Annotated in this window: 20 protein-coding genes; 9 read left to right on the forward strand and 11 right to left on the reverse strand. The window is 64.8% G+C overall.

Annotated features, from left to right (window positions below; genetic code table 11):
* Positions 1 to 29: 29 nt before the first annotated feature.
* Entirely contained in the window at positions 30 to 755 is a 726-nt protein-coding gene (gene pdeM / locus AC1RWL_RS14500) for a ligase-associated DNA damage response endonuclease PdeM (protein ID WP_439614951.1), read from the forward strand.
* Here the strand turns inward: pdeM and AC1RWL_RS14505 are convergent.
* Entirely contained in the window at positions 752 to 1963 is a 1212-nt protein-coding gene (locus tag AC1RWL_RS14505) for a PQQ-dependent sugar dehydrogenase (protein WP_493095101.1), read from the reverse strand. The genes pdeM and AC1RWL_RS14505 overlap by 4 nt on opposite strands.
* 127 nt (positions 1964 to 2090) lie before the next feature.
* Complete coding sequence (locus tag AC1RWL_RS14510) at positions 2091 to 2645, reverse strand: dihydrofolate reductase family protein (protein WP_256117948.1); 555 nt, start codon at positions 2643 to 2645, stop codon at positions 2091 to 2093.
* A gap of 114 nt (positions 2646 to 2759) precedes the next feature.
* Here AC1RWL_RS14510 and AC1RWL_RS14515 point away from each other — a divergent pair, with 114 nt between their 5' ends.
* Entirely contained in the window at positions 2760 to 3266 is a 507-nt protein-coding gene (locus tag AC1RWL_RS14515) for a winged helix-turn-helix transcriptional regulator (protein ID WP_493095102.1), read from the forward strand.
* On the opposite strand, the gene AC1RWL_RS14520 is transcribed toward AC1RWL_RS14515, so the two are convergent.
* The 3 genes from AC1RWL_RS14520 to AC1RWL_RS14530 form a co-directional block, all read right to left on the reverse strand.
* Positions 3267 to 4061 (reverse strand): TIGR02186 family protein, encoded by a 795-nt coding sequence (locus AC1RWL_RS14520; protein WP_439631413.1) that lies wholly within the window; start codon positions 4059 to 4061, stop codon positions 3267 to 3269.
* Positions 4058 to 4984, reverse strand: a complete 927-nt coding sequence (locus tag AC1RWL_RS14525) for a sulfite exporter TauE/SafE family protein (RefSeq protein ID WP_493095103.1) — start codon at positions 4982 to 4984, stop codon at positions 4058 to 4060. The genes AC1RWL_RS14520 and AC1RWL_RS14525 overlap by 4 nt, the downstream gene beginning before the upstream one ends.
* Positions 4985 to 5405: 421 nt before the next feature.
* Complete coding sequence (locus AC1RWL_RS14530) at positions 5406 to 9344, reverse strand: peptidoglycan-binding protein (RefSeq protein ID WP_493095104.1); 3939 nt, start codon at positions 9342 to 9344, stop codon at positions 5406 to 5408.
* 482 nt (positions 9345 to 9826) lie between these two features.
* Between AC1RWL_RS14530 and AC1RWL_RS14535 the strand changes: the two genes are divergently transcribed.
* From AC1RWL_RS14535 to AC1RWL_RS14545, 3 genes are all read left to right on the forward strand, one after another.
* Positions 9827 to 11623, forward strand: coding sequence for an acyl-CoA dehydrogenase C-terminal domain-containing protein (locus AC1RWL_RS14535; RefSeq protein WP_493095105.1), 1797 nt, complete (start codon positions 9827 to 9829; stop codon positions 11621 to 11623).
* Between the two features lie 66 nt (positions 11624 to 11689).
* Positions 11690 to 12898 carry an acetyl-CoA C-acetyltransferase gene (locus tag AC1RWL_RS14540; protein ID WP_493095106.1) on the forward strand — a complete coding sequence of 403 codons (1209 nt, stop codon included), beginning with the start codon at positions 11690 to 11692 and terminating at the stop codon, positions 12896 to 12898.
* A gap of 146 nt (positions 12899 to 13044) precedes the next feature.
* Positions 13045 to 15255 (forward strand): FAD-dependent oxidoreductase, encoded by a 2211-nt coding sequence (locus AC1RWL_RS14545; protein WP_493095309.1) that lies wholly within the window; start codon positions 13045 to 13047, stop codon positions 15253 to 15255.
* A gap of 57 nt (positions 15256 to 15312) precedes the next feature.
* Here the strand turns inward: AC1RWL_RS14545 and AC1RWL_RS14550 are convergent, their stop codons facing one another.
* Positions 15313 to 15741: a VOC family protein gene (locus tag AC1RWL_RS14550; RefSeq protein WP_493095107.1), complete on the reverse strand. Its 429-nt coding sequence runs from the start codon at positions 15739 to 15741 to the stop codon at positions 15313 to 15315.
* Positions 15742 to 15907: 166 nt separating this feature from the next.
* Here AC1RWL_RS14550 and AC1RWL_RS14555 point away from each other — a divergent pair, with 166 nt between their 5' ends.
* Entirely contained in the window at positions 15908 to 16084 is a 177-nt protein-coding gene (locus AC1RWL_RS14555; protein ID WP_256118222.1) for a hypothetical protein, read from the forward strand.
* 68 nt (positions 16085 to 16152) lie between these two features.
* Here the strand turns inward: AC1RWL_RS14555 and AC1RWL_RS14560 are convergent, their stop codons facing one another.
* The 4 genes from AC1RWL_RS14560 to AC1RWL_RS14575 all read right to left on the reverse strand — a co-directional run bounded on the left by AC1RWL_RS14560 (position 16153) and on the right by AC1RWL_RS14575 (position 20147).
* Positions 16153 to 17208 carry a sensor histidine kinase gene (locus tag AC1RWL_RS14560; protein ID WP_493095108.1) on the reverse strand — a complete coding sequence of 352 codons (1056 nt, stop codon included), beginning with the start codon at positions 17206 to 17208 and terminating at the stop codon, positions 16153 to 16155.
* Complete coding sequence (locus AC1RWL_RS14565; protein WP_069060116.1) at positions 17209 to 17655, reverse strand: response regulator; 447 nt, start codon at positions 17653 to 17655, stop codon at positions 17209 to 17211.
* Positions 17652 to 19148 (reverse strand): sensor histidine kinase, encoded by a 1497-nt coding sequence (locus AC1RWL_RS14570; RefSeq protein WP_439631397.1) that lies wholly within the window; start codon positions 19146 to 19148, stop codon positions 17652 to 17654. The genes AC1RWL_RS14565 and AC1RWL_RS14570 overlap by 4 nt, the downstream gene beginning before the upstream one ends.
* Before the next feature lie 117 nt (positions 19149 to 19265).
* Positions 19266 to 20147, reverse strand: coding sequence for a DMT family transporter (locus tag AC1RWL_RS14575; protein ID WP_493095109.1), 882 nt, complete (start codon positions 20145 to 20147; stop codon positions 19266 to 19268).
* A 199-nt stretch (positions 20148 to 20346) separates the two neighbouring features.
* On the opposite strand from AC1RWL_RS14575, the gene AC1RWL_RS14580 reads away from it, so the two are divergent.
* Both AC1RWL_RS14580 and AC1RWL_RS14585 read left to right on the forward strand, forming a co-directional pair.
* On the forward strand, positions 20347 to 21252 hold the full coding sequence (locus AC1RWL_RS14580; protein WP_493095110.1) for a DMT family transporter: 906 nt from the start codon (positions 20347 to 20349) through the stop codon (positions 21250 to 21252).
* 94 nt (positions 21253 to 21346) lie between these two features.
* Positions 21347 to 22009 carry a S24 family peptidase gene (locus AC1RWL_RS14585; protein WP_256117968.1) on the forward strand — a complete coding sequence of 221 codons (663 nt, stop codon included), beginning with the start codon at positions 21347 to 21349 and terminating at the stop codon, positions 22007 to 22009.
* A gap of 12 nt (positions 22010 to 22021) precedes the next feature.
* On the opposite strand, the gene AC1RWL_RS14590 is transcribed toward AC1RWL_RS14585, so the two are convergent.
* The gene (locus AC1RWL_RS14590) at positions 22022 to 22903 is read right to left on the reverse strand and encodes a transporter substrate-binding domain-containing protein (protein ID WP_493095111.1); all 882 of its coding nucleotides are present in this window, start codon (positions 22901 to 22903) and stop codon (positions 22022 to 22024) included.
* A 56-nt stretch (positions 22904 to 22959) separates the two neighbouring features.
* Here AC1RWL_RS14590 and AC1RWL_RS14595 point away from each other — a divergent pair, with 56 nt between their 5' ends.
* Entirely contained in the window at positions 22960 to 24891 is a 1932-nt protein-coding gene (locus AC1RWL_RS14595) for a glycosyltransferase family 2 protein (protein WP_493095112.1), read from the forward strand.
* Position 24892 lies beyond the last annotated feature (1 nt).

Genomic DNA, 24892 nt, shown 5'->3' on the forward strand with positions numbered 1-24892 from the left:
GCTGGAAATGCTCTAGGATTGAAGACCGCATGCAGAGGCTCGCTCTGGCATCGATGGAGATACAGGATTTTGGCGCCGTCTCGGCCCGCACCGTCGTTGCCGGTGTCGAGGCGGTGTGCGATCCGCTCGGCGCGCTTTACCTGCCGGAAACCCGCCTGCTCGTCGTCTCCGACCTGCATCTCGAAAAGGGCGCCGCCTTCGCGCGCCGCGGCATGCTGCTGCCGCCCTATGATACGCTCGCGACGCTGAAGGTACTGGAAGCTGTGATTACCCGGCACGATCCGGCGATCGTCGTCAGCCTCGGCGACAATTTTCATGACCGCGTCGGCTCCGCCCACCTGCCGGAGATGTTCCGCACGAAGATAACGGAGCTCGCGCGCGGGCGCGACTGGATCTGGATCAACGGCAACCATGATCCGGACGGCACCGTGGACCTGCCCGGCCAGTCGGCCGACGAGTTGCACTATGCCGGCCTCGCCTTCCGCCACGAACCGTCGCTGCTAGCACCTGCGGGCGAGATCGCCGGGCACCTGCATCCCGCCGCCACCGTCGTCCGCCGCGAAAAGGCGGTGCGCCGCCCGTGTTTTGCGACCGATGGCAAGCGCATGCTGATGCCCGCCTTCGGCATCATGACCGGCGGCCTTGATCTGCGCCACAAGGCGATGACCGGCCTCTTCGACCGGCCAAGCCTCGTCGCGCACATGCTCGGCCGCGACCGCATCTATTCGGTGCGCTTTGCCAATCTGATCGGCTAGCTCGCCTTCACCAGCCGGATGATCGTCGATTCGCCGCCGCGCTGCTCGGTGATCGCAAAGACCGTGCCGTCGGGGCCGACCTTGACGTCGCGGATGCGAGCGTCGAGGGCCACGCGCTCCTCGTTGCGCACCCTGTCGCCGTCCATATGCAGCACGACGAGGCCCTCGCTGACGAGGCCGCCGATGAGGAAGGCGCCCTTCCATTCCGGGATGGCATCGCCATTGTAGAAGGCCATGCCGGAGGGGCCGATCACCGGATCCCAATAATAGACGGGCTGCTCGGTGCCTTGCAGCGTCGTGATGCCTTCGCCGACCGGGCCGCCGCTATATTCGATGCCGTAGGTCACCTTCGGCCAGCCGTAGTTCTTGCCCGCTTCCGGGCGGTTCAGCTCGTCGCCGCCCTTCGGCCCGTGCTCGACGGTCCAGAGCCGCCCCTGGCCATCCAGCGCGGCGGATTGCAGGTTGCGGTGGCCGTAGCTCCAGATTTCCGGCAGCGCGCCGTCCGTGCCGACGAAGGGATTGTCGGAGAGCGCCTTGCCTTCCGCATCGATGCGGAAAACCTTGCCGAAGCCCTTGTCGAGATCCTGCGCGCCGACGCGGGTCTCGCGGTCCGAGCGCTCGCCCACCGTCACATAAAGCTGGCCTTCCGGCCCGAAGGCGAGCCGCGAGCCAAAATGCTTGTCGCCGTCATAGGTCGGCATCTGCTGGAAGATGACCTTCACGTCCTTGAGCGCGAGCTTGCCGTCCTCCTCGGTCAGCTCAGCCGAGGCGACCGACGTGCCGTTGCCGCCGTCGCGCGGTTCGGAAAAGGAGAAGTAGATGCGGTTGGAGCTTTCGAAATCCGGCGCCAGCGCCACGTCGAGCAGGCCGCCCTGCCCTTCCGACATTACCGCCGGCACGCCCTCGACCGGCGGGCTCGCCTCGCCGTTCTCCTGCGAGACCACATGCATGGCGCCTTCCTTCGTCGTCACCAGGATGCGGCCGTCGGGCAGAAATTCCATCGCCCAGAGTTGTGGCAGGCCTTCCGCCACGACATCGACGCTGATCTGCGGCACCGCGGCGGGAAGGGCCGCGCGGGTCTGGTTCTCGAAAGCCGGCTTCTGGTCCGGCGCGTTGGCCTCCTCGGTCTCCGCCGTCTGGGCGAAGGCCGGGGCGGAAAGGAGGGTTACGGCGAGCATGGTTCCGGCAAGAAGAGAGGTCGTTCGCATGGCTGTTTCCCTTGGGTTCGATCGCAACGAGACGGCGGATCGCGCATCCGCAATCCGCCCTTAACGTCCGAAGGGGTCGGCACCATGATTTGTTTCAACACATCTCTTCAAGAAATGGTTATCGGTCTCAAGCCGCGGCCGGCGCATAGCGCGTCAGGATCGCGCCGTTGGAAAGCGTCTTGGCCTCGATCAAGTCGAAATCGCGCCGCGCACCGTCCTTGAAGAACGGCGTGCCCTTGCCGAGCTGCACCGGCACGATCGCCAGCATAACCTCGTCGACGAGCCCGGCTTTCAGGAGCGAATTCACCAGGTCGGCGCTGCCGAAGATGTAGATCGTCTTGTCGAGCGCCTGCTTGCGCTGGGTGATCTCGCCGACGATGTCGGCCGTCACCTCGGTGTTGTTCCAGTCGGAGGCCGTGATGGTGCGCGAGGCGACGAGCTTCGGCAGCGCGTTCATATAGTTTTTCACCTCGGCCTCGCCCTCCGCCGTCGTCCAGTAGGCCTTCATGCCCTCATAGGTCACGCGGCCGAAGACGAGCAGGCCGGCGCTCTCGCCGAATTCGCTGCTGAGCTTTTCCAGTTCCGGCCCCCACGCCCTGTTGTGGAAGTCGAGGTCCCATTTCTTCTCGCCCTCGAAGAAGCCGTCGAGCGTTACGAGATTCCAGACGATTACCTTTGCCATCTTTCCGTCCTCCCTTGCGGCATGAGCCGCGTGAAACTTAACCGGTTGCGATTTGCAACTGGTTGATGGATAGCGAAACTGATTGTACTATGCAAGCAGTTTTTGGAGAATCGCATGAAAGATGCCCGCCGCTCGGGTTGCCCGATCAACCTGACGCTTGAAATCCTGGGCGACCGCTGGAGCCTGATCGTGCTGCGCGACATGATGTTCGGCAACCGCCGCCATTTTCGTGAACTGCTGACGAAATCCGACGAAGGCATCGCCTCCAACATCCTGGCGGACCGCCTGCGCCGGCTCGTCGAGGAGGGCCTGATCAGCAAGGCAGACGATCCGAGCCACAAGCAGAAATCGCTCTACAGCCTGACGGAGATGGGCATCGCGCTGGTGCCGGTCTTCGCCATGATGGGCGCCTGGGGGCGGCGATTCCTGCCGGTGACGGAGGAATTGTCGATCCGCGCGGAACTGCTGGAAGACGGCGGTCCCGCGCTGTGGGACGACTTTATGGAGGAGCTGCGCGCCATCCATCTCGGCGCGCCGCGCCCGGCCCGTTCGGTCTTAGGCGAGCTTCAGGCCGCCTATGAGGCGACCGTGGTACGGCGGCTGGCCGCAGCCGCCTGCTGATCAATCCTTGCGGAAGACGACGCTTGCCAGCCAGCCCGTGATGAGGGCGAGGAAAACGGAGAAGGCGCCGTAGGCGAGCGAATTGTTGTAGGCGGCATTCGAGATCATCTGCTCGATGCCGGTCTTCATCACGCGCAGCGGCAGCGCCTTCTCGGCGATGAACACGCCATCGCGGAAAAGGTGGGCACGCACGACATGGGTGCCGTTCGGCACGCTTGCCGGCAGCTTCACCGTCGCCTTGAACAGGCTCGCGCTGATGAACTGCACGCCGCCCGGATCACGCTGGTAGAAACCGCCGCTTTCCTTGAGCCTGCGGAAGGCCTCGCGGAATTCGGTGATGTTGCTGCCGTCGCCGAGGAAGCCGACCGGCGAAAGGCGGATATGCTGGATGCCGACGCCCACACCGTTCAGCATGGCGGGTTCGGCGATCGTCTCGACGTCGCGCGTGCTCGACAGCGAATAGGATTCCGGGACGAGCTCGAAGGTCATCGAACGACGGTTGACCCAGATGCCGAAGATGCGCTCCTTGATGCGCACCGTATTGTTGTCCTTCGGCCCTTCCAGCGCCACGACGATATCGTATTTGCGCTGGGTGAGCAGCGCCGGGTCGTAGCCTTCGATGGCGCCAAAGATGGTGAGGTCGGCGCCGCGGAAATCCGAGGAGATCGCGATCTCGTCGGTCGAGATGCCGATCTCCAGCTTTTCCGGAAATTCCACCGGCGGGTCTTCCAGCACCTGGGCCGCGGCTGGAAAGGCCAGGCCGAGGGCGAAGAGAAGGGCGAGGAGCGCTCTCATCGATAGACCCCCTCGCTGACGACGGAATAGATATCGGCGGGTGTGGCGACCAGATCGACGGCAAGGCGGGCGCCGACGGCGAGAACCAGCAGCGCCAGCAGGGCGCGCAGCTGTTCGCCGCGCAGCTTCTGGCCGACGCGCACGCCATATTGTGCGCCGATCACGCCCGCCACCATCAGGATGAACGCCAGTACGATATCGACGGAATAGTTCGTCGTCGCCTGCACGATGGTCGTGTAGGCCGTGACGAAGATGATCTGGAACAGCGAGGTGCCGACGACGACGTTTGTCGGGATGCGCAGCAGGTAGATCATGGCCGGCACCATGATGAAGCCGCCGCCAACACCCATGATGGAGGTGAGGATGCCGATGCCGAAGCCGAGGCCTATGACCGGAATGACGCTCAGATAGATCTTCGACTTCTTGAAGCGCATCTTCAGCGGCAGGCGGTGCACCCAGCTGTGCTGACCGGGCCGGCGCAGCGAGACGGACTGGTTGTTCGCCGCGCGGCGCAGCGCCCGGATACTTTCGAGCAGCATCAGCGTGCCGACGGTGCCGAGCAGGACCACATAGAGCAGCGAAATGACGAGATCGAGCTGGCCGATGCTGCGCAGGATCGAGAAGATCCATATGCCCGCGGTGGCGCCCGCAAGACCGCCGACCAGCAGCACAGAGCCGAGCTTCACGTCGAGCGTGCCACGCCTAAAATGCGAGAGCGCACCGGAAATCGAGGAGGCGACGACCTGGTTGGCGCCGGTCGCGACGGCGACGATCGGGGGGATGTTGTAGAAGATGAGGAGCGGCGTGATCAGAAAGCCACCGCCGACGCCGAACATGCCGGACAGGAAGCCGACGGCCGCACCCATGCCGAGAATGATGAAGATGTTCACCGAGAGCTCTGCGATGGGCAGATAGACAGTCACAACGATACCCCGATCGGCAATATTTTTCCCGCACGCGCGGATTTATCCAGCAGTCGCTTCACCTGTTCTGCCCGCCGCCGAGTTTCCTCGTCCGGCCAGGCTGCGGATGCACGGAAACGCCGCGCCGCGGGAAGGGAGGCCCCCTCCATCGGCCGGTCGCACCTTGCATCACACAAGGATCGGTCACGTTGCCGTCCTCCACGATAAGACGTCTCAGCGACGCGTATCATCTTGGAGCGACACGTAATTTTTCTACTGCATAATTCCTGAAATCAGGGCCGATTTAAGGATGAGACGTGCAGCGCATACAAAATGCCACAGCGACCTTTGCGTATCATTAACGACACGCGGTGCTGTGGTGAGTGTCATGCCTGCGGGTATGGTCAAAGCCGGAGAACCAGGTTCTCCGGCGATCGGCCGATCAGCTCGGCTGCTTGTTGCGCTTCAGCAGTTCCGTCACCAGCGCGTCGTCGATCTCGCCGGTTTCCTTCTGGCCGACGGACTTCTGGAAGGCCTTGATGGCGGCAACCGTCTTCTTGCCCATCTCGCCATCCGGCGCGCCAGCCTTGAAGCCGTTGTTGTTGAGGATCGCCTGGATGTTGCGGATCGCCTTCTTCATGTCGACGCTGGCGGTCTTGGTCGGCTTGCCGACCCATTCATCCGGCAGGTCGGCCGAGTTGGTCTTTTCGTCCAGCGGCTGCGGCTTCCACAGTTCCATCTTGGCCTTGGCGCTGGAAAGCTGCTCGGGACGCATGGCGTTCGCCACCTCGTCGCGCTTCTGCGCCGCATCGTTGTCGCCGTCGCGGGCGGCGATGGCGAACCACTTGTAGGATTCTTCCAGGTCCTGCTTCACGCCGTTGCCGCGCGCATAGAGGATCGCCAGGTTGAACTGGCTGTCGCGAACGCCGAGCTCGGATGCCTTCTGGAACCACTTTGCGGCACCGTCGAAGTCCGGCTGCGTCGTGCCCATGCCGGTGGCGAGCAGGACGGCGAGGTTGTGCATGGCACTCGCATTGCCCTTGTTGGCCGCGATTTCGTAGAGTTCGCGGGCGCGGGCAAGGTCACGCTCGACGCCCTGGCCTTTTTCATAGAGGTTGGCGAGGCGGTATTCGGCCGGCGCAAAACCGCGGGCGGCGGCAAGCTCGTACCAGCGGGCTGCTTCCGCCAGATCCGTCGCGACGCCGCGGCCTTCCGTGTAGCGCGCGCCGATTTCGAATAGCGCCAGCGCATCGCCTTCGGTCGCAGCCTTGGAAAGCGAGGCCGGGGTGATGGCTTCCGGAACGACGATCGCCGCCGTCTGGGTCTGGTCTAGCGGCGCGGTCTCGGTGGCGGCCGTCGTGTCCTTTTCTTCCGCAAGCGGCTCGGCTTCCGGCGTCGTGACCGGCTCGAAGCCTGCGGTGGCAGCGTCGTCGGTCGTGGCCGGAGCGGTCAGGGCTTCGGAGCCCGTCGCGGAGGTCTCCGTCGAAGGCGATTCGATGACCAGGTCGTTGTCCGTGCCGGCAAGGCCGCGCTCCTCGGCATCCTCGACGGGGGCCGGATCGGTCAGGGCAGCGTCGCCCGTGGGCTCCGTCACGGCGCTGTCGCCGGCGGGCTCCGTTACGGTCTCTTCACCGGCAACCGGTGCGGCGGCGGTGTTCGCCGTCACGGCCTCGCCCGTGCCCGTCACCGTATCGACCGGCGCGGCTTCGTTCGTGTTGGTCGCCGTCTGCTCGACGACGACCGGGGCCTCGTCGCCAGTCACCAGCGTGCTGACCAGCGGATAGGACATGATCACCAGCAGAATGGCGCCGACGGCAAGCAGGATCGGCCGGCGGTGGCGCGACAGCGCGGAGGCAGGCGCATCGCCCTTGGCAACCTTGTCCGATTTCTTGGCCGGAGCGACGCGGGAGATCGTGTCGGCTTCCTCGGCGGCAACCTTTGCGGCGCGGCGGGCGGCGGCGATCTGCGCGGCCACCCGGTCGCCCTCGCCGGCCGTTGCCGTGCGATTGCCCGAGGCCTGGCCAGCGCGCACGCGCTCCAGAATGCGGCGGACGTCCGGCACGCCGGAGCCGGGCTCCAGGAGCTGGTTCGCCTCTTCCGGCGCCAGTTCGTCGGTGGGGTCGATCGAAGGCGTCGGGTCGATCTGGCGGCGCTCGACGACGGGAGCAACCTCCTTGCGGCCCGGCTTGAAGCGGCGCTTCAGGCCGGCCAACAGGCCGACCTTCTTCTGGGCTTCCGCCGGCTGCTCGACGGCAAGGGCCACGGTCTCTTCCGCAATCGCTTCGACAGGCTCCGGCCGCTCGGGAACCGGAATGGTCTCGACCTCGATCTCGGCGAAGCGGCTCTCTTCCTCGCGCGGCTCCGCGACTTCGGCCCTGCGGGTCTCGCCGGCGCCGAAGCCGTCATCGTCAAAAGGGTAGTCGTTACCGTACTGGCTGGAGGCGCGCTCGTTGCCGCGGTCCATGTCCATGGCCATGGCGGGCATTTCGGCGCGCGGCATCGGGCTCTCGCGGCGGCCGAAGTTTTCCCGTGGGGCGTCGAGCTGTTCCAGGCGCCCGGCGATCTGCACCAGCGTGTCGTGCAGGGCGTCGAAGGTGCGCGCGGTGCGCTCCTCGCTGGAGCGGGTCAGCTCTTCGAGCACGCGCAGGTCGTCGGCAAGGGCGGCGATGGCCTCCATGTCGGTCGAGGCGGCCGCAGCCGGGCCGGCATGGCGATAGGCTTCCATCACGGCTTCCGCCGCCTGGCGGGCCGCCTCGACGATATATTCGTCGTTGGTCGCCATGTAATCTTCGATCGTCGCGAGGCGGTTCTCGACCTCGACGGGCACGGCGGCGGTCGACGGCGTGCTGATCAGCGTGGAGAGATGGGCGATCTGGGCTTCCAGGCCGCGCAGCGCTTCATGGTCGCCGACGGGTGCCGTGCGGGTTGCGTCCAGCCGGTCGGCGATTGCCGAAAGACGGCCTTCGATATGGTTGAAGCGGTCTTCCTGGAACGGGCTGCCGACGGGCGCGTCGAGGCCGTCGATGCGGCGGGCGAGTGCGTCCAGCCGCTCGGCCAGTTCGCCGGTGACGCTGCCCTGATCGAGCGCGTCGATCTTGCGGGAAATGTCGGAGAGGTAATAGGCGAGCTCTTCGTTGTCCTGGGTCTGGGCGGGTGCGGCCTGCTGGCTCTGCTCCAGCATCAGCGAAAGCTGCTCGATGCGCTCTTCCAGGCGAAGGGCTGCGCGCTCGTTCGACATTTCCTCGATGCGGCTCGCCAGCGCCTCGATGCGCAGGCCGAGGCCCTGCTCCGGCGCCACCGGGGCCGGGCGGCGGGCGATCATGTCGAGCTGGCCGGCGAGATCGGCGATGCGGCCTTCCAGGCGCTGCATCATCGGATTGTCGGTGACGGATGCCTGCTGCATGCGGCCGGCAGCGGCAATCGCGCGGCTGATCTCGTCGAGGCGCGTATCGAGCCCCTCGAACTGCGAGGTGACGGCGGAGACGAAACGGCCGTCGTCCGGCTGGGACTGGCGGGCGAGCATGTCGATGGCGCGGGCGATCGTCTCCAGCTTGCCTTCCAGCGCATGGATGGCCGGCGTGGCGCTGAGGCCGCCGATCTGGGTCTTCAGTTCGTCGAGCCGGTAGGCAAGGGCTACCAACTCGTCATCGCGCGTCTGGTCGAAAATGGTGAGCTTCTGCTCGACGCCGCTCCAGCGGTCTTCCATGCGGCGCACGGAATCCTCGCGGGCAAGGCCGTCGAGCACGGAACGAAGCTCGTCGAACTCGACGCGCAGCCCGTCGGTCTGGCCGGACTGGCGGCCGAGCTGGTTGATGCCGGTGGAAAGACGCAGCAGTTCCTCGCGCACATCGTCATTGCCATTGCGGCCTTCGGCCACCTGGCGGATGCCGCGGATTTCCGAGCGCAGCGACTGCATCTCGCGCTCCAGCCCGTCGGCAATGTCCTTCTTCAGGTCCTGGCGCAGCGAAACGAGCGCCTTGGCGATGTCCTCGACAGACCCTTCCGCGCGCGCCGGTGCGGCGGCGGCATATCCGGCGTTGGAGGTGCCATAGGCGGTGTGCGCCTGCTGGGCGGCGGCATAATGATCGCTGGAAACGGGGCGGCGCTCCATGCGGGGGACGACGCGCTCGCGCGTGCCTTCGATGGCGCGCTGGCGCTGCATGATCTCGGAGACCGGATCGTCGCGCAGGGGAATGTTGCGCGCCGGCTCGTAGCGGGCGGTTTCGCTGCGCGGCGCGAGCCGCTCGTCCGTCCGCCCACGCGCCTCGCGGCCGTTCGCCATCAGGCCCTCGATACGGGCTTCGAGCCCCTCGATGGTGCGATTGAGCGCATCGAGCGAGGATCTTTCGCCGTGACGTTGCGGGTTTCGCGATCCGTTCATCTTTCGCCTCGCTTTGGCGGCCATCCAGCCTGCCGGGAGATACCCTAGAAGGCACTGCCGCCCCGGCTGCGCCCTTTTATTTCCACTCCGGTACGGGCCTTCGCCCGCCGCCGTCAGCCGTCGGAAACAGTATCGTCCCTGTCTATCCCCGGCCTGCCGCCCGGAATGCACAGAGGGAAACGAATTGATTCCCGATCCCACGCCCTCAAGCGCCACAATTCACGAAACGTGGTAAACAAGGGGTTAATCACCGCGGAAATTTTTTAACGATTTGCTCATAGAATGGCGTTCGGCAGGAAAGACGACCGGTTGCGGCACAGCAGCGGGCGCCCTGGGCGCAGCGCCTCCCCTCCTCTCCCATCCCTCTCCGGCGAAAAATTCCACGCCCTTGCGTTTTGACGTTTACGCAAACGTCAAAGTTTTATAGTATCACTTGCCAAGGACCGGACTCATGTCCGTGGGATAGGTGAGGAACGCGAAAGATGCCGATCTACAAGGCCCCCGTGAATGACACGCTTTTCATCCTGAACGACGTTCTGGCGCTGGAGCGGTACAACAACCTGCCCGGCTTTGCCGACGCGACGGGGGATATGGTGGAGGCGATTGCCGGCGAGGCCGCGAAGGTGGCGGAAGAGGTGCTGTTCCCGGTCAACCTTTCCGGCGACCAGGAAGGCTGCATCCGCAACGACGACGCGACCGTGAAAACGCCGAAGGGTTTCAAGCAGGCCTACGACCTCTACCGCCAGGGCGGCTGGATCGGCCTTGCGGTTCCGGAAGAATTCGGCGGCCAGGGCCTGCCCTATGTGCTGCACACCGCCGTCGGCGAGTATATGTCGTCCGCCAACATGGCGCTCACCATGTATCCGGGCCTGACGCAGGGCGCCATCGCCGCGATCCTCGTGCACGGCTCCGACGCGCAGAAGGCCGCCTACCTGCCGAAGATGGTGGAAGGCACCTGGACCGGCACGATGAACCTGACGGAGCCCCATTGCGGCACCGACCTCGGCCTGCTCCGCACCAAGGCCGTGCCGCAGGCCGACGGTTCCTACCGGATTTCCGGCCAGAAGATTTTTATCTCCGCCGGCGACCACGACATGTCGGAGAACATCGTGCATCTGGTGCTCGCCCGCATCGAGGGCGCGCCGGAAGGCACCAAGGGCATATCGCTCTTTATCGTTCCGAAGTTCATCCTCAAGGACGACGGCGCGCCGGGCGCGAAGAACGGCGTCTCCTGCGGCGCGATCGAACACAAGATGGGCATCCACGGCAACGCCACCTGCGTCATGAACTATGACGAGGCGACGGGCTGGCTCATCGGCGCTGAGAACAAGGGCCTCAACGCCATGTTCGTCATGATGAATGAGGCCCGCCTCGGCGTCGGCCTGCAGGGCCTGTCGATTGCCGAAATTGCCTACCAGAACGCCGCCAACTATGCCCGCGAGCGCCTGCAGGGCCGCTCGCTTTCCGGCGTGAAAAACCCGAACGGCAAGGCCGATCCGCTGATCGTGCACCCCGACATCCGCCGCACGCTGATGACCATAAAGGCCTGGACGGAGGGCGGCCGCGCCTTCACGCTGTGGACGGCGCTGAAATCCGACATCGCCCACCGCTCTGCAGACGAGAAGGAACGCCAGGCCGCCGACGACATCCTCGGCCTGATGACGCCCATCCTCAAGGGCGTGCTCACCGACAAAGGTTTCGACCACGCCGTCATGGCCCAGCAGGTTTTCGGCGGCCACGGCTATATCGAAGAGCACGGCATGAGCCAGTATGTGCGCGATGCGCGCATCGCCATGATCTACGAGGGTGCCAACGGCATCCAGGCGCTCGACCTCGTCGGCCGCAAGCTTGGCATGAATGGCGGGCGCGCCGTCATGGCGCTCTTCAAGGAAATCGGCGATCTCTGCGAGGAGAACCGCAATGACGAGAAGCTCGCCTTCTTCACCAAGCACCTCAAGAAGGGCTTGAACGACCTCCAGGCCGGAACCATGTGGTTCATGCAGAATGCCATGGCCAAGCCCGACAATGCTGGTGCCGGCTCGACCGACTACATGCACCTCTTCGGCCTCGTCACCGTCGGCTATATGTGGGCGAAGATCGCTAAGGCCGCCGAGGACGGCCTTGCGGCAGGCGCCGGCGAGCGCGAGGACTTCTTGAAGAACAAGCTGATCACCGCAAAGTTCTTCATGGAACGCCTGATGCCGGAAACGGCGCTGCGCAAGACCCGCATCGAGGCCGGCGCAGACACGACGATGGAATTGGCGGCCGAAGCGTTCTAGCCTCGAAGAATCAGGCGACCCATTGCGAGTTTGACGGCGCCCGGCGCCGCTAGGGAGAAGAGACCAATGACCGACGTCTTCATCTACGATCATGTGCGCACGCCGCGCGGGCGGGGCAAGAAGGACGGCTCGCTGCACGAAGTGCCGTCCGTCCGCCTCGCCGCCAAGGTGCTGGAAGCGGTGCGCGACCGCAACGGGCTCGATACCGCCAAGGTCGACGACATCGTCATGGGCTGCGTCGATCCGGTGATGGATGCGGGCTCCGTCATCCCGAAGGCCGCCGCCTTCGAGGCCGGCTATTCGACCAAGGCGCCGGGCATGCAGATCTCGCGCTTCTGCGCCTCCGGCCTCGATGCCGTGAATTTCGGGGCGGCGAAGATCGCGCAGGGTGCGGACGATATCGTCATTGCCGGCGGCGTCGAGAGCATGTCGCGCGTCGGGCTCGGCATGTCGGGCGGTTCCTGGTTCATGGACCCCTCCGTCAACTTCCCGGCCTATTTCATGCCGCAGGGCGTCTCGGCTGATCTCATCGCCACCAAATACGGCTTCTCCCGCGACGACGTCGATGCCTATGCCGTCGAGAGCCAGAAGCGCGCCGCGCATGCCTGGCAGAACGGCTATTTCAAGAATTCCGTCGTGCCGGTGAAGGATATCAACGGCCTGACCATCCTCGCCCATGACGAGCATATGCGCCCCGGCACCGACATGCAGGCGCTCGCCTCGCTCAACCCCTCCTTCCAGATGCCCGGCGAGATGGGCGGCTTCGAAGCCGTCGCCATCCAGGCCCATCCGGAAATCGAAGGCATCAATTACGTGCACCATGCCGGCAATTCCTCCGGCATCGTCGATGGCGCGGCCGCCGTGCTGCTCGGCTCGAAGGAGGGTGGAAACATCCTCGGCAAGAAGGCGCGCGGCCGCATCAAGGCTTTCGCCAATATCGGTTCAGACCCGGCGCTGATGCTGACCGGCCCGGTCGACGTCACGGAAAAGCTGCTCGCCCGCACCGGCATGCAACTCTCCGACATCGACCTCTTCGAACTCAACGAAGCCTTCGCCGCCGTGGTGCTGCGTTATATGCAGGCTTTCGACATCCCGCACGACAGGATGAACGTCAACGGCGGCGCCATCGCCATGGGCCACCCGCTCGGCGCCACCGGCGCGATGATCCTCGGCACCGTGCTCGACGAACTGGAACGCCGCGACCTCAACACCGCCCTCGTCACGCTCTGCATCGGCGCCGGCATGGGCACCGCGACGATCATCGAACGCGTCTGAGAAAGTGGCCACGCTCTCTCCGGTCGTCATCCTCGGGCTTGACCCGAGGATCCATCACCCGGAGCTGGATGGTCGGGTCAAGCCCGACCATGACGGAGGAGAGGACAGCGTGTGAAGCCAGATAGATTTCAGGGAAGAGGAATCCCATCATGAGCTACACGAACTTCACCATCGAGACCGACGCCGACGGCATTGCGCTGGTTACCTGGGACATGCCCGACAAGTCGATGAACGTCTTCACCAACGAGGTGATGGACGAGCTGGACAAGATCGTCGACCAGATCGTGGCCGACAGCGCCGTCAAGGGCGTGGTCATCACGTCGGGCAAATCCTCCTTCTCCGGCGGCGCCGATCTTTCCATGATCAAGGCGAGCTTCGACCTGTTGAAGGATGCGCAGGCGAAGGATCCTGCCACCGCCGTCGAAAAGCTGTTTGAGGCCACCGGCCGCATGACCTGGCTGTTCCGCAAGCTCGAAACCTGCGGCAAGCCGTGGGTCTCCGCCATCAACGGCACCTGCATGGGCGGCGCCTTCGAGATGTCGCTTGCCTGCCATGGGCGCGTGGCCTCGAACGCCAAGTCGGTCAAGATCGCGCTGCCGGAAGTCAAGGTCGGCATCTTCCCGGGCGCCGGCGGCACCCAGCGCGTGCCGCGGCTTGCCAATGCACAGGACGCGCTCCAGATGATGACGACGGGCTCGTCGCTGACGGCTGCGCGCGCCAAGGCGATGAACCTCCTGCATCAGGTTGTCGAGCCCGACCAGCTGATCCCGGCCGCCAAGCAGATGATCAAGGATGGCCTGAAGCCGGTGCAGCCGTGGGACGAGAAGGGCTTTAAAGCGCCCGGCGGCGGCATCTGGACGCCGGCTTCGGCGCAGCTCTGGCCGGCAGCACCTGCGATCCTGCGCCGCGAGACCGCGGGCAATTACCCAGGCGCGCTCGCCATCCTGAAGTGCGTCTATGAGGGCCTGCAAGTGCCCTTCGAGACGGGGCTGAAGATCGAGCAGCGCTACTTCACCCATATCCTCCAGACGACCGAAGCCTTTTCGATGATCCGGTCGCTGTTCATTTCCATGCAGGAACTCGGCAAGGGCGCGCGCCGCCCGGCGGGCGTGCCGAAGGCGGAGTTCAAGAAGGTCGCCGTCATCGGCGCCGGCTTCATGGGTGCCTCCATCGCCTATGTCACCGCCGCTGCTGGCATTCCGGTCGTGCTGATCGACCGCGACCAGGAAGCGGCCGACAAGGGCAAGACCGTATCGGAAGGCCTCGTCACCGGCGCCGTCGGCAAGGGCCGCATGTCGAAGGAGGACGGCGAGAAGCTGCTTTCCCTCATCACGCCGACGCCGGATTATGCCAACCTCGCCGATGCCGACCTCGTCATCGAAGCCGTCTTCGAGGACCGTACCGTTAAAAAGGAGGTCACGGAGAAGATCGAGGCCGTGTTGAAGGAGGACGCGATCCTCGCCTCCAACACCTCGACGCTGCCGATCACCGGGCTTGCCAAGAACTCCAAGCGGCCGGAGCAGTTCATCGGCATCCACTTCTTCTCGCCGGTCGACAAGATGATGCTGGTGGAAGTCATCCTCGGCAAGGAGACCGGCGACAAGGCGCTTGCCACCGCGCTCGACTATGTCGCGGCCATCAAGAAGACGCCGATCGTCGTCAACGACACGCGCGGCTTCTACGTCAACCGCTGCGTCTTCCGCTACATGGCGGAAGCCTATGACATGCTGATCGAAGGCGTGCCGGCGGCAATGATCGAGAATGCGGCCAAGATGGCCGGCATGCCGGTCGGACCGCTGTCGCTGAACGACGAAGTCGCCGTCGATCTCTCCTACAAGGTCTTCAAGGCCGCCATCGCCGATCTGGGCGAGAAGGCCGTCGATCCGCGCCATCTGGACCTGGTGACGAAGCTGGTGGAGGGCGAAGGCCGCCTCGGCCGCAAGGCCGGCAAGGGCTTTTACGACTACCCGCCGAAGCCCGCCAAGAAGAAGCTGTGGCCGGGCCTGAAGGCCCTCTACCCGCAGCAGAAGGCGGACGATGTTGACGTGAAGGTGCTGAAGGAGCGCCTGCTCGTCACCATCGCGCTGGAAGCGGCGCGCACCATGGAAGAGGGCATTGTCACCGATCCGCGCGAGGCCGATGTCGGCTCCATCCTCGGCTTCGGCTTCGCCCCCTATACCGGCGGCACGCTGTCCTACATCGACGGCATGGGTGTCAAAACCTTCGTCGCGCTCTGCGAAAAGCTCGCCGCCAGCTACGGCAGCCACTTCCAGCCGACACCGCTGCTGAAGGACATGGCCGCCAAGGGCGAGACCTTCTACAGCCGTTTCGCACCGCAGGAGAAGAAGGCGGCCTGAGCCGCCTTCCCTTCTTCATGACGCTGGACTGACCGCTCGAAGCAGACGCAGCGCGCCCTAGAAGGTGATCTTGATCGAAGGCGCGCTGCGCTTCGCCTCCCCGTGATACACGGCCTCGATATTGTTGCCGTCGGGATCGATGAGGAAGGCGGCGTAATAGCCGGGGTGATAGGGCCGCAGGCCGGGCGCGCCATTGTCCTTGCCGCCGGCGCCGAGGCCGGCCCGGTGGAAGGCCTCGACCATGGCGTTGTCGGCCGCCTGGAAGGCGACGTGGTGGCGGCCGGTCAGCTTGCCCGCTGCCGCCTCGCTGTCGATGCTCGAGACGACGAACTCGTCCACCCAGAAAAAATCCTCCCCGACGCCGCCGATCGGAATTTTCAGCGCATCGAAGATGGCTTCGTAGAACCGACGGCTTGCCGACAGGTCGCGCACCACGAGCTGGATATGGTCGATGAGGCGACCGCGATAGAGTTCCTGCGTTTCCATGCCTGAAGCTCCCTTGACGATGAAAGCCTTCTAGCTAGGTCGCAGGCGCAAACCGTCAACGGCGAAAGCCTGTTCCGCGCGGAACAGCGGTCGTTCAAGCGATATGGGAAAGTCTGGTCACTGGATGAGAGAGGCTCATCCCTCACAGAGATCAGGAGAGACCCCCATGCGCAAGATCATCGTTTCCGCCACCATCGCCCTCGTTGCAGCCGTTTCCTTCGCCGCCCCGTCGCAGGCCGGTTACTACAGCTACGGCTACAAGCCGCATTGCTTCGTCAAGAAGATCCATTCCTACGACTACTACGGCAACCTGATCGTCAAGAAGATCAAGATCTGCAAGTAAGCGTCACGCCCACTGACCTCCCCGAAGGCCCGGATGTTCCCCTGCATCCGGGTCTTTTGCCGTGTGGATCACGCCGGGCGCGGGGCCTCGGCCATCTGCACCAGCAGCTCCGCGCGCGTGCCCACCGGGCGGGTGGCATAGGCGAGTTTGGCGCCGAGGCTGGAGGCCATGGCGCCGATGATCTTGGAGCCGAGGCCGGTGCCGCGCACCGGGCCTTCGCCGCGCCAGCCGATGCCGTCATCCTCGACGAAGAGCAGCGCATTTTCCGGATCGAGGCGTGTGAAGCCGACGCGCACCTCGCCGCCCGTTTCGCCATAGGCATATTTGAAGGCGTTGGTGACGAGCTCCGTCACGATGACACCGAGCGAGACGGCGCGGTCGGTCGGAACGTGCAGCGGCTCCAGCATGCGGTTGAGGCGGACATTGCGGCCATGGCCCTGCATTGACGTGTCGAGCTCGGACAGCAGCGTCGAGAGGTAGGCGCCCATGTCGACATGGCGCACATCTTCCGACGTATAAAGTCGGCGGTGGATGCCGGCGATGGCGGTGATGCGGGCCTGCGTCTCGGAAAGCGCCTGCCTGACGGCCTCGTCGGAGGCGCTCGACATCTGTAGCCGGATAAGGGCCGCGGCGAGCGCCAGCGAATTGCCGACGCGGTGATTGACCTCGGCGAGCAGCACTTCGGCGCGCTCCTTGGCGAGCCGGATCTCCAGCTCGGCCTTGAGTTTCGCCCGCTTCAGCTCGGCATTTTCCAGCGCCTGGCCGAGTGCATTGGCGAGCAGCGGGATGAAATCGTCGCCAACCGACTTGATGACATAGTCCGCAGCACCCGCCTTCAGCGCCTCGACGGCGACCTGGGCGTCGTTCGACCCCGTCACATAGACGACCGGCACCGCGCCCGGCGCATCGGCGAGCTCCTTCAGGAAGGACAGGCCCGTGCCCGCCTTCAGGAAGTGATCGAGCACCACGGCATCGATATCGCCTTCGGCCAGCAGCTCGCGGCCGCGTTCCAGGTCCTCCGCATGCAGCACCGTATAGCCGAGACGACCGAGCGCCCGCTCGGCAAGCCGCGCGAGGATCGGATCGTCGTCGATATAGAGGATGCGGACAGGACCTTCCTTCATTTACTGCGTCTCGGGGATCTGGATGACGGAGAAGAACAGGCCGAGCTGGCGGATCGCATGCGCGAAGCTCTCATATTCGACCGGCTTGGTAATGTAGACATTGGCGCCGAGATCGTAGCAGCGCTGGATTTCCCGCTCGTCGTCCGTCGTCGTGAGGATGACCACCGGCAGGCGCTTGGTATGGGTATTGGTCTTGATCTTCTGCAAGATGTCGATGCCCGACATGTCCGGCAGGTTGAGATCGAGCAGGATCAGCAGGAACCGGCCGGCGCTGGCGAGGCCCGAGCGATCCTTGCCCAGCACGAAATCGAGCGCTTCGGTGCCGTTCGTGAACGGCACGACCTCGTTGTGCACGCCGGCGCGGCGAATGTTCTTCTCGATGAGGCGCGCATGGCCCTCGTCATCCTCGATCATGACGATGGTGACTTCCTTGCCCAATCCGTTCATGCCTGCATACTCCTGACTACTTTGCTGAGATCGGGCGGCAGACGCAGCACGAAGGTGGTCCCCTGCCCGAGTTCCGATCGGATGACGATATCACCGCCAAGATTGCGCATCAGTGAACGCACATGCGCAAGGCCGATGCCTTCGCCGGGTTTGTCCTGGGTGCCGGAGCGGCGGAACAGCTCGAAGACCCGCTCGTGGTCTTCCGGCGCGATGCCGCGGCCGTTGTCGGTGAATTCGATGACGAAGCCGGCGCGGCCGCCATTGCGCGCGCTGACGGAAACGCGCAGCGGCCGGCCGGGCGACTGGTACTTGATGGCGTTGTCGAACAGGTTGCCGAACACCTGCTCCAGCGACAACCGGTCTGAAATGACGGTCGGCAGATTGCCGTCGATGGTAACCTCGCCGTCGGATTCGCTGACCTGGTGGTTGACCGCGGCAGCCCCCCCTTCGACGAGGGCCTTCAGGTCCACCCGCTCGATCCGCAGTTCCCGCCGGCCATCACGCGAAATCTTCAGGATGGCGTTGATCAGGCCGTCCATCTTCTTGGTGGAGGAGCGGATGAAGCCGATCGCTTCCGGCAGGTCTTCGGAGGCCGCGCGGCGGGCTTCGAGGATGTCGGCCTCGCTCGGCGCCTTGCCGTCGGCGAGCACGTAGTTCTGGATGGAGGACAGCGAGGCCTGGAGCTCGCTGGTGAAACCCATGATGTTGACGAGCGGGGCGCGAAGGTCGTGCGTGACGATATAGGCGAAACGCTGGACTTCCTGGTTGGCGCGGATCAGCTCTTCCGTGCGTTCGTCGACCCGCTTCTCCAGCGTGGCGTTCAGCGTCTCCACCTCGCGCCGGGCAACGATGATATCACGGGTATATTGCGCGACGACCGTGGCCGCGCCGCCCATGACGCCGATGATGGCGATGGCGCCGATGATCGTCGTCCAGCGCAGCGCACCGGCCGACCACAGCATATCGATCACGCCCTCCTGAAGGCGGCGGTCGGCATCGGCCATGATATCGCCAAGCTGGTCGCGGAGCTGGTCCATCAGAATACGACCGCGATCCGTCTTGACCTGGGCCACGGCATCCGCCGACCGGCCTTCCTGGATGGCCGTCACCGTATCGGCAAGCTCGCCGAGCTTGTCGGCGATGAGGCGATCGATCGTGGGAATGCGCGCGGCATATTCGGGGAAACGGGAGGCCTTTTCCGCCAGCGACTTCTGCCGCTCGGAAACGGCCTTCAGCGCTTCGTCATAGGGCGTGCGAAAACCCGCTTCCCCCGTGATGATGAAGCCGCGCTGGCCGGTTTCGGCGTCCTTGAGGGTGGACAGAAGGTCAGCGGCGGCGCTGCGCGTCGCGCGGATTTCGATCAGTTCGGCAAAATAGGTCTGCACCTTGCCGACGAGCAAAAGCGACGTGCCCACGATGCCGAGCAAAGCAATCATGCCTGCGATGAGCAGGATAATCGTCGAGCGCACGAATGCGGCGTTCGATATCGGCATTCCACCCCCCGGTTAAAGCCGTCCACAGGACGGCGACAATATCGTTATAGGGCCTGCATGCAACTGACCAGCGTCAAGTACAAGGGGAATCTTTTGGTTGTTTCGCGACTTAACAGCTCAAACGCGCGCCCGGAAACGTGCGGCGAAGCGTTCGCTGGCAATGATGATCATGCCGGCCGAAATGATCAGCACGGCGCCGGCAAAAACGTTCGAGCCGGGCACGTCGCTCCAGATGAGATAACCGAGCACAAAGGCCCAGACGAGCGAGGAATATTCGAAGGGGGCGAGCACCGAAACCGGCGCCCGGCGCATGCCCTCGAACATCGCGAACTGGCCGATACCGGCCACCACGCCGGTGCCCGCCATCAGCGCAAGATCGGTCGCCGAGACCGACTGCCAGACGAAGGGCATGGCGAGGGCCGTGTAGAACACGAAGAAGCCGCTCGATATGGTCATCTGCACCGGGGTGCGCTCGTGCAGCGCCGTCTTGCGCAGCAGGACCGTCGCGATCGCCCAGAAGATGGCGGCCTGCAGGGCGAGATAGACGGGCAGCGACAGTTCCAGGCCCTTGACCGCCACGCCGCAGGCGATGACCACGCCGACAAAGCCGGTCGCCACCGCAAGCCAGCGATAGCCCGGGACCTTCTCGCCGAGGATCGGCACCGAGAGGATCGTCATGACGATGGGCGAGGCATAGTAGAGCGTCGTCAGCTCGGCGAGCCCGAGGTCGCGTGCCGCGGTGTAGTAGGAAAGCCAAGCAGCGAGAAGCAGCAGATTGCGCAAAAAGAGCGGCTTCAGCACAGGCGAATAGCGCGCGCTGCGCAGAAGCGGCCGGCCGCCCCAGGCAAGACAAAGTGAGAAAATCGTGACGCTGCGCACGAAAAGGATCTGCCAGACAGGCAGCGCCGCGACGAGCCATTTGACCGACGCATCCTGCACGGAAAACAGGAAATAGGCGAAGGACGTCAGCAAAATGCCGGAAGTGACGGTCTTGTGCACGGGATGGACCTCGAAAACGCGACGAAGCCGCGCAATCCTTGATAGCGCGCCGTTCGTTGCGGCGAAAGTGGCTGAAAATCACGGGTTGAAGGAAATTTTTCCCACCCTGCCGCGCACCTCCCGCAACCCGCCGCGAAAAGTCCGCCGGGCGCCAAATTTCAGCGTGCAAGCGGGGCGTGACGGGTATATGCGCGGGACCATGGACTCCAAACGACTCGGCTATGTCTTCACCCTGCTCGCCATCCTGATTTTCAGCCTGCAGGACTCCATCTCGAAACATCTCGGCAGCGTCTATCCGCCGGTCTTCATCGCCATGATACGCTTCTGGGCGTTCGCTGCCTTCGCCATCGTGCTCGGCGCGCGCAGCCCGGGCGGGCTACGGGCGGCGGCGGCGACGAAACGGCCGGTTTTGCAGATCATGCGGGGCGCCATCCTCGCATTCCAGATCGTCATCACTATCACCGCCTTTACGACCGTCGGCCTCGCCCGCTCGCAGGCGATCCTGGCCTCCGGGCCAATCTTCGTGGCGCTGCTCTCGATGCCGCTGCTCGGCGAGCGCGTGGGCTGGCGGCGCTGGACGGCGATCGGCGTCGGCCTTTGCGGCGTGCTGATCATCGTCAATCCAGGCAGTGTCGCCTTCGAACCCACCGTCCTGCTGCCGCTCCTCGCGGCTCTGATGTTCGCGATCTATGTCATCGCGACCCGCCTCGCCAGCCGCGAAGACAGCGCCTCGACCAGCTTCTTCTATATCGGCGTCGCCGGCGCTGTAGCGATCTCGCTGATCGGGCCGTTCTACTGGACCAATCTTGCCCCCGTCGACTGGCTCTGGATGGGCATCGTCTGTATCACCGGCATGTCGAGCCACTATTTCCTGATCCGCGCCTACGATCTGCTCGATGCTGCGGCCGTGCAGCCGCTCACCTATCTCCAGGTCGTGCTGGCGGCGATCGTCGGCGTCACCGTCTTCGGCGAGACGCTGAACCTCAACATGGTCGTCGGCTCGGCCATCGTGGTCGGTGCCGGCATCTTCACCATCTGGCGCGAAAGCGTGGTGGCTCGGCGGCGGGCGGCCGAAAAATCGTCCGGAAATGAAACAGGAAAATAATCCTTTTTTCTTTACTCGGAAAACGTCCTTCGCTATGCTTCCGGGCAATCGGACCGGCGCGTGCCGGTCCGCCGCCTTGGCAGGGTTTCTCAACATGTTCTCCCACGACCGGATCTGGGCGGCAATCGACGCCCTCGCCGAGCGCAACCGGCTCTCCCCGTCCGGCCTTGCCCGCCGCGCCGGGCTCGATCCCACGTCCTTCAACAAATCGAAGCGACAGGGTGTGGACGGCCGCCAGCGCTGGCCGTCGACGGAATCGATCGCCAAGGTGCTCGACGCGACCGGCGCCTCGATCGACGAGTTCTTCACGATCTCAGACGTCACGCGCGATATCGCGCTGCCGCAGGGCGCCTTTCCGCCACAGACCGGCACCATTCCGCTGCTCGGCTTCGCGCAGGCGGGCGCCGGCGGCTTTTTCGACGATGGCGGCTTTCCCGCCGGTCAGGGCTGGGACGTGGTCGAATTCCCCGCCGGGCCGGAACGCAAGGCCGGCGTTTATGCGCTGGAGGTACAGGGCGACAGCATGATGCCGCTCTACCGCGACGGAGACGTGCTGATCGTCGAGCCGGGCGCGCAGGTGCGCCGCGGCGACCGGGTCGTGGTGAAGACCCGCGAAGGCGAGGTCATGGCCAAGGTGCTGCACCGCCAGAGCCCGCGCACGATCGAGCTCGTCTCGCTCAATCCCGAGCACCCGAACCGCAATTTCGACATGGACGAGGTAGACTGGATCGCCCGCATCATCTGGGCGAGCCAATAGGACGCCGGTCCTTTAGCCGCCGTAGAGATTGACCGGAAAATAGCGCAGGTAGATTTCCTGCAGGCGGCCGTTGCGCGACAGCGCCAGAAGCGCATGGTCGATGGCGCCGGCAATCGCCGTGTCCTCCTTGCGGAACATGATCGTCAGGCCTTCGCCGAGGAACTGCTCCGACACGTAAGGCCCATCAAACAGGCGGCAGCAGCCGGCGGATTCCGTGCCGTTCGTCCAGAAGGCGAGTTGCATGCCGTCGCCGAAGACGGCGTCGACCTTGCCGTCCTTGAGGCTTGCGAGCAGGGCCGTGCGATCGGGAAACACCTCCGCTTTCAGGCGCGGGAAAAACGCCTTCACCATCGCCTCGTGCGCGCTTGCCGCAACGACCCCCACCCGCTTTCCATCCAGGGCCGCCGCCGTCTCGCCTGCGGGCGGCGTCTTCTTCGTCACGGCGAAGCGGGCCGGCAGGCGCATGAAGGGGCGGGAGAAGAGGAACCGCTTGCGCAGATCGGCGGTCACGGCCACGCCTGCGGCGACTGCCTCGCCATTGCCATCGACCAGCGCCTTTTCCAGTTCCGGAAAGGTTACCGCCTGGATCTGGCATTTTTCCGTCAGCGCCAGTTCCCGGCAGACCTCACGCACCAGATCGACATGGAAGCCGGCAAGCTTGCCGGTCTGGTCGATGAAATTGAACGGCGGAAAATCGACCGTGGTGAGGAACCGCAGACGCACGATGCCCGAGAGATCCGGCCGCGCGATGCGCTCGCGCGTGTCGAACAGGATCGGCAGGTCAACCGCCGAGCGCTCCTGCGCCGCGGCGGCCCGCGGGGTCATCACCGCCATCAACAGGCAAAGCGCAAGAAGCCCATAGATTTTGAGAGGTGAAATTTCGCTATGTCTCATTACAATCAACTTAGAGTTAAAAAAGGGTACCGCCGATAAACGGGAGCGATAGCTGCATGCGACTGGCAGAATATCCTGACGATATCGCTTTCGCCACCGCAATCGGCATCATGCCGAGGCCATGCGGCCCACCCTGCGAGGAACACATCCCGCCGCGCCTGATGACGGAAGCCCGGCTCTTCCGCCGGCTCGGCCTGTCGAAGACGCTGATCTCCACCATGCTGGTGCGCGCCAGCCAGCACGGCACGACGCTGGAATCGGAATTGCTGGCCAGCGGCGCGGTGTCGGAAGAGATCTACTACGAGGCGCTGGCCGAGATCCTGCACCTTCCCTTTCTCACCCGGATCGACCCGGCTCAGCTCGAAGACCTTCCCGGCGTGGACACGCAACTTGTCGAACCGACCGTCGTGCGGCTTCGCCATCCCGCCCGCGCGCCGACGACGGCGATCGTGCCGAGCGCCGAGCGGCTGGGCTATCTCACCGAGCGGCTTGCCCATGCGCCGGCCCTGCGCACGATGATGGCCGCGACCACACCCTCGGCCTTGCGGGCCGCCCTCTGGCAGGCCGGCTGCAACCGGCGGGTGCGCGACACGGTGGATCAGCTTTTCGCCACGATGCCGGAGGCAAGCGCCCGCATCACGCTCTGGGGGCGGCAAGGGTTTTACACCGGCATCGTGCTGGCGCTCCTGCTCTCGCTCGCCATCGCCGCGCCGACGCTTGCGCTGATCCTCCTGCACATCGCGACGACCCTGCTTTTCTTCGCCACCTTCCTGGTCCGTCTCGTGGCGCTTATCGCCAAAAAGCGGGAGGCAGGACGAGTTCTGGCCCGTCCGCCTGCCCGACCGCGTCCGGTCTATTCCGTCTTCGTCGCGCTCTACCGGGAGGCGGCCGTCGTGCCGCAGCTCATCGAGACCCTGAACAAGATCGAATGGCCGGCCGCCTGCCTCGACATCAAGCTGATCTGCGAGGCCGACGACCGGGAGACGCTCGACGCGCTGGCCGCCATGCCGCTCGGCCGGCAATATGAGGTGGTCGCAGTGCCACCCGGCCGGCCGCGCACCAAGCCCAAGGCGCTCTCCTATGCGCTGGGTGCCGCGCGCGGCGAATATCTGGTGATCTACGACGCGGAGGATCGGATCGATCCGCTCCAGCTCGAGGAAGCGTGGCGCACCTTCGAGAGCGGTCCTCGGGAGATCGTCTGTCTGCAAGCGCCGCTCGTCATTACCAATGTGCGGGAGAGCTGGTTGAGCGCCCTCTTCGCGCTCGAATATGCCGGGCTCTTTCGGGTGCTGCTGCCACGACTTGCCGCTGCTCGCCTGCCCATGCCGCTCGGCGGCACGTCCAACCATTTTCGCACGCGTGTGCTTCAGCAGGTGGGCGGGTGGGATCCCTACAATGTCACCGAGGATGCCGACCTGGGGCTCCGCCTCTACCGCCTCGGCTATCGCTGCGGCACGATCACCCGGCCGACCTATGAAGAGGCGCCGAGCGGACGGGATGCCTGGCTTGGCCAGCGCACGCGCTGGTTCAAAGGCTGGCTGCAAACCTGGCTGGTGCTGATGCGCCGGCCCTCGCGGCTGGTGCAGGACATGGGCCTCTGGCCAAGCTTCGTCTTCCAGGTGCTGATCGGCGGGCTCATCCTCTCCTCACTCGCCCATCCGCTCATCATCGCCTATATCGGCATGATCACCTGGTCGCTGTTCTTCAAGTCCGCCTATACGGTCGGGCCGTTCGAGCTCACGATGTTCACCATCGACATGGTCAACATCTTCGGCAGCTACGCGGTCTTCGTCGCTCTCGGGCGAGGCGGAATGACGCCCGGCGAACAGGCGGCCGCAGGCTGGCGCTGGGCGCTGACGCCGGTCTACTGGCTGTTCCTGTCATTTGCCGCCTGGCGCGCGGTCAAGGAGCTCTGCAACGACCCGTTCTTCTGGAACAAGACGACCCACCGCCCGGCGCAGACGGAGACCGAGGTGGAAGCCGGCTAAG

The organism is Shinella sp. GW821-FHT10F02 (assembly GCF_058809275.1).

What these genes read in the sequence shown, in the direction of transcription:
- pdeM (WP_439614951.1), top strand. Translation starts at nt 30, where the DNA reads ATGCAGAGGCTCGCTCTGGCATCGATGGAGATACAGGATTTTGGCGCC.
- AC1RWL_RS14505 (WP_493095101.1), bottom strand. Translation starts at nt 1,963, where the DNA reads ATGCGAACGACCTCTCTTCTTGCCGGAACCATGCTCGCCGTAACCCTC.
- AC1RWL_RS14510 (WP_256117948.1), bottom strand. Translation starts at nt 2,645, where the DNA reads ATGGCAAAGGTAATCGTCTGGAATCTCGTAACGCTCGACGGCTTCTTC.
- AC1RWL_RS14515 (WP_493095102.1), top strand. Translation starts at nt 2,760, where the DNA reads ATGAAAGATGCCCGCCGCTCGGGTTGCCCGATCAACCTGACGCTTGAA.
- AC1RWL_RS14520 (WP_439631413.1), bottom strand. Translation starts at nt 4,061, where the DNA reads ATGAGAGCGCTCCTCGCCCTTCTCTTCGCCCTCGGCCTGGCCTTTCCA.
- AC1RWL_RS14530 (WP_493095104.1), bottom strand. Translation starts at nt 9,344, where the DNA reads ATGAACGGATCGCGAAACCCGCAACGTCACGGCGAAAGATCCTCGCTC.
- AC1RWL_RS14535 (WP_493095105.1), top strand. Translation starts at nt 9,827, where the DNA reads ATGCCGATCTACAAGGCCCCCGTGAATGACACGCTTTTCATCCTGAAC.
- AC1RWL_RS14540 (WP_493095106.1), top strand. Translation starts at nt 11,690, where the DNA reads ATGACCGACGTCTTCATCTACGATCATGTGCGCACGCCGCGCGGGCGG.
- AC1RWL_RS14550 (WP_493095107.1), bottom strand. Translation starts at nt 15,741, where the DNA reads ATGGAAACGCAGGAACTCTATCGCGGTCGCCTCATCGACCATATCCAG.
- AC1RWL_RS14555 (WP_256118222.1), top strand. Translation starts at nt 15,908, where the DNA reads ATGCGCAAGATCATCGTTTCCGCCACCATCGCCCTCGTTGCAGCCGTT.
- AC1RWL_RS14560 (WP_493095108.1), bottom strand. Translation starts at nt 17,208, where the DNA reads ATGAAGGAAGGTCCTGTCCGCATCCTCTATATCGACGACGATCCGATC.
- AC1RWL_RS14565 (WP_069060116.1), bottom strand. Translation starts at nt 17,655, where the DNA reads ATGAACGGATTGGGCAAGGAAGTCACCATCGTCATGATCGAGGATGAC.
- AC1RWL_RS14570 (WP_439631397.1), bottom strand. Translation starts at nt 19,148, where the DNA reads ATGCCGATATCGAACGCCGCATTCGTGCGCTCGACGATTATCCTGCTC.
- AC1RWL_RS14580 (WP_493095110.1), top strand. Translation starts at nt 20,347, where the DNA reads ATGGACTCCAAACGACTCGGCTATGTCTTCACCCTGCTCGCCATCCTG.
- AC1RWL_RS14585 (WP_256117968.1), top strand. Translation starts at nt 21,347, where the DNA reads ATGTTCTCCCACGACCGGATCTGGGCGGCAATCGACGCCCTCGCCGAG.
- AC1RWL_RS14590 (WP_493095111.1), bottom strand. Translation starts at nt 22,903, where the DNA reads ATGAGACATAGCGAAATTTCACCTCTCAAAATCTATGGGCTTCTTGCG.
- AC1RWL_RS14595 (WP_493095112.1), top strand. Translation starts at nt 22,960, where the DNA reads ATGCGACTGGCAGAATATCCTGACGATATCGCTTTCGCCACCGCAATC.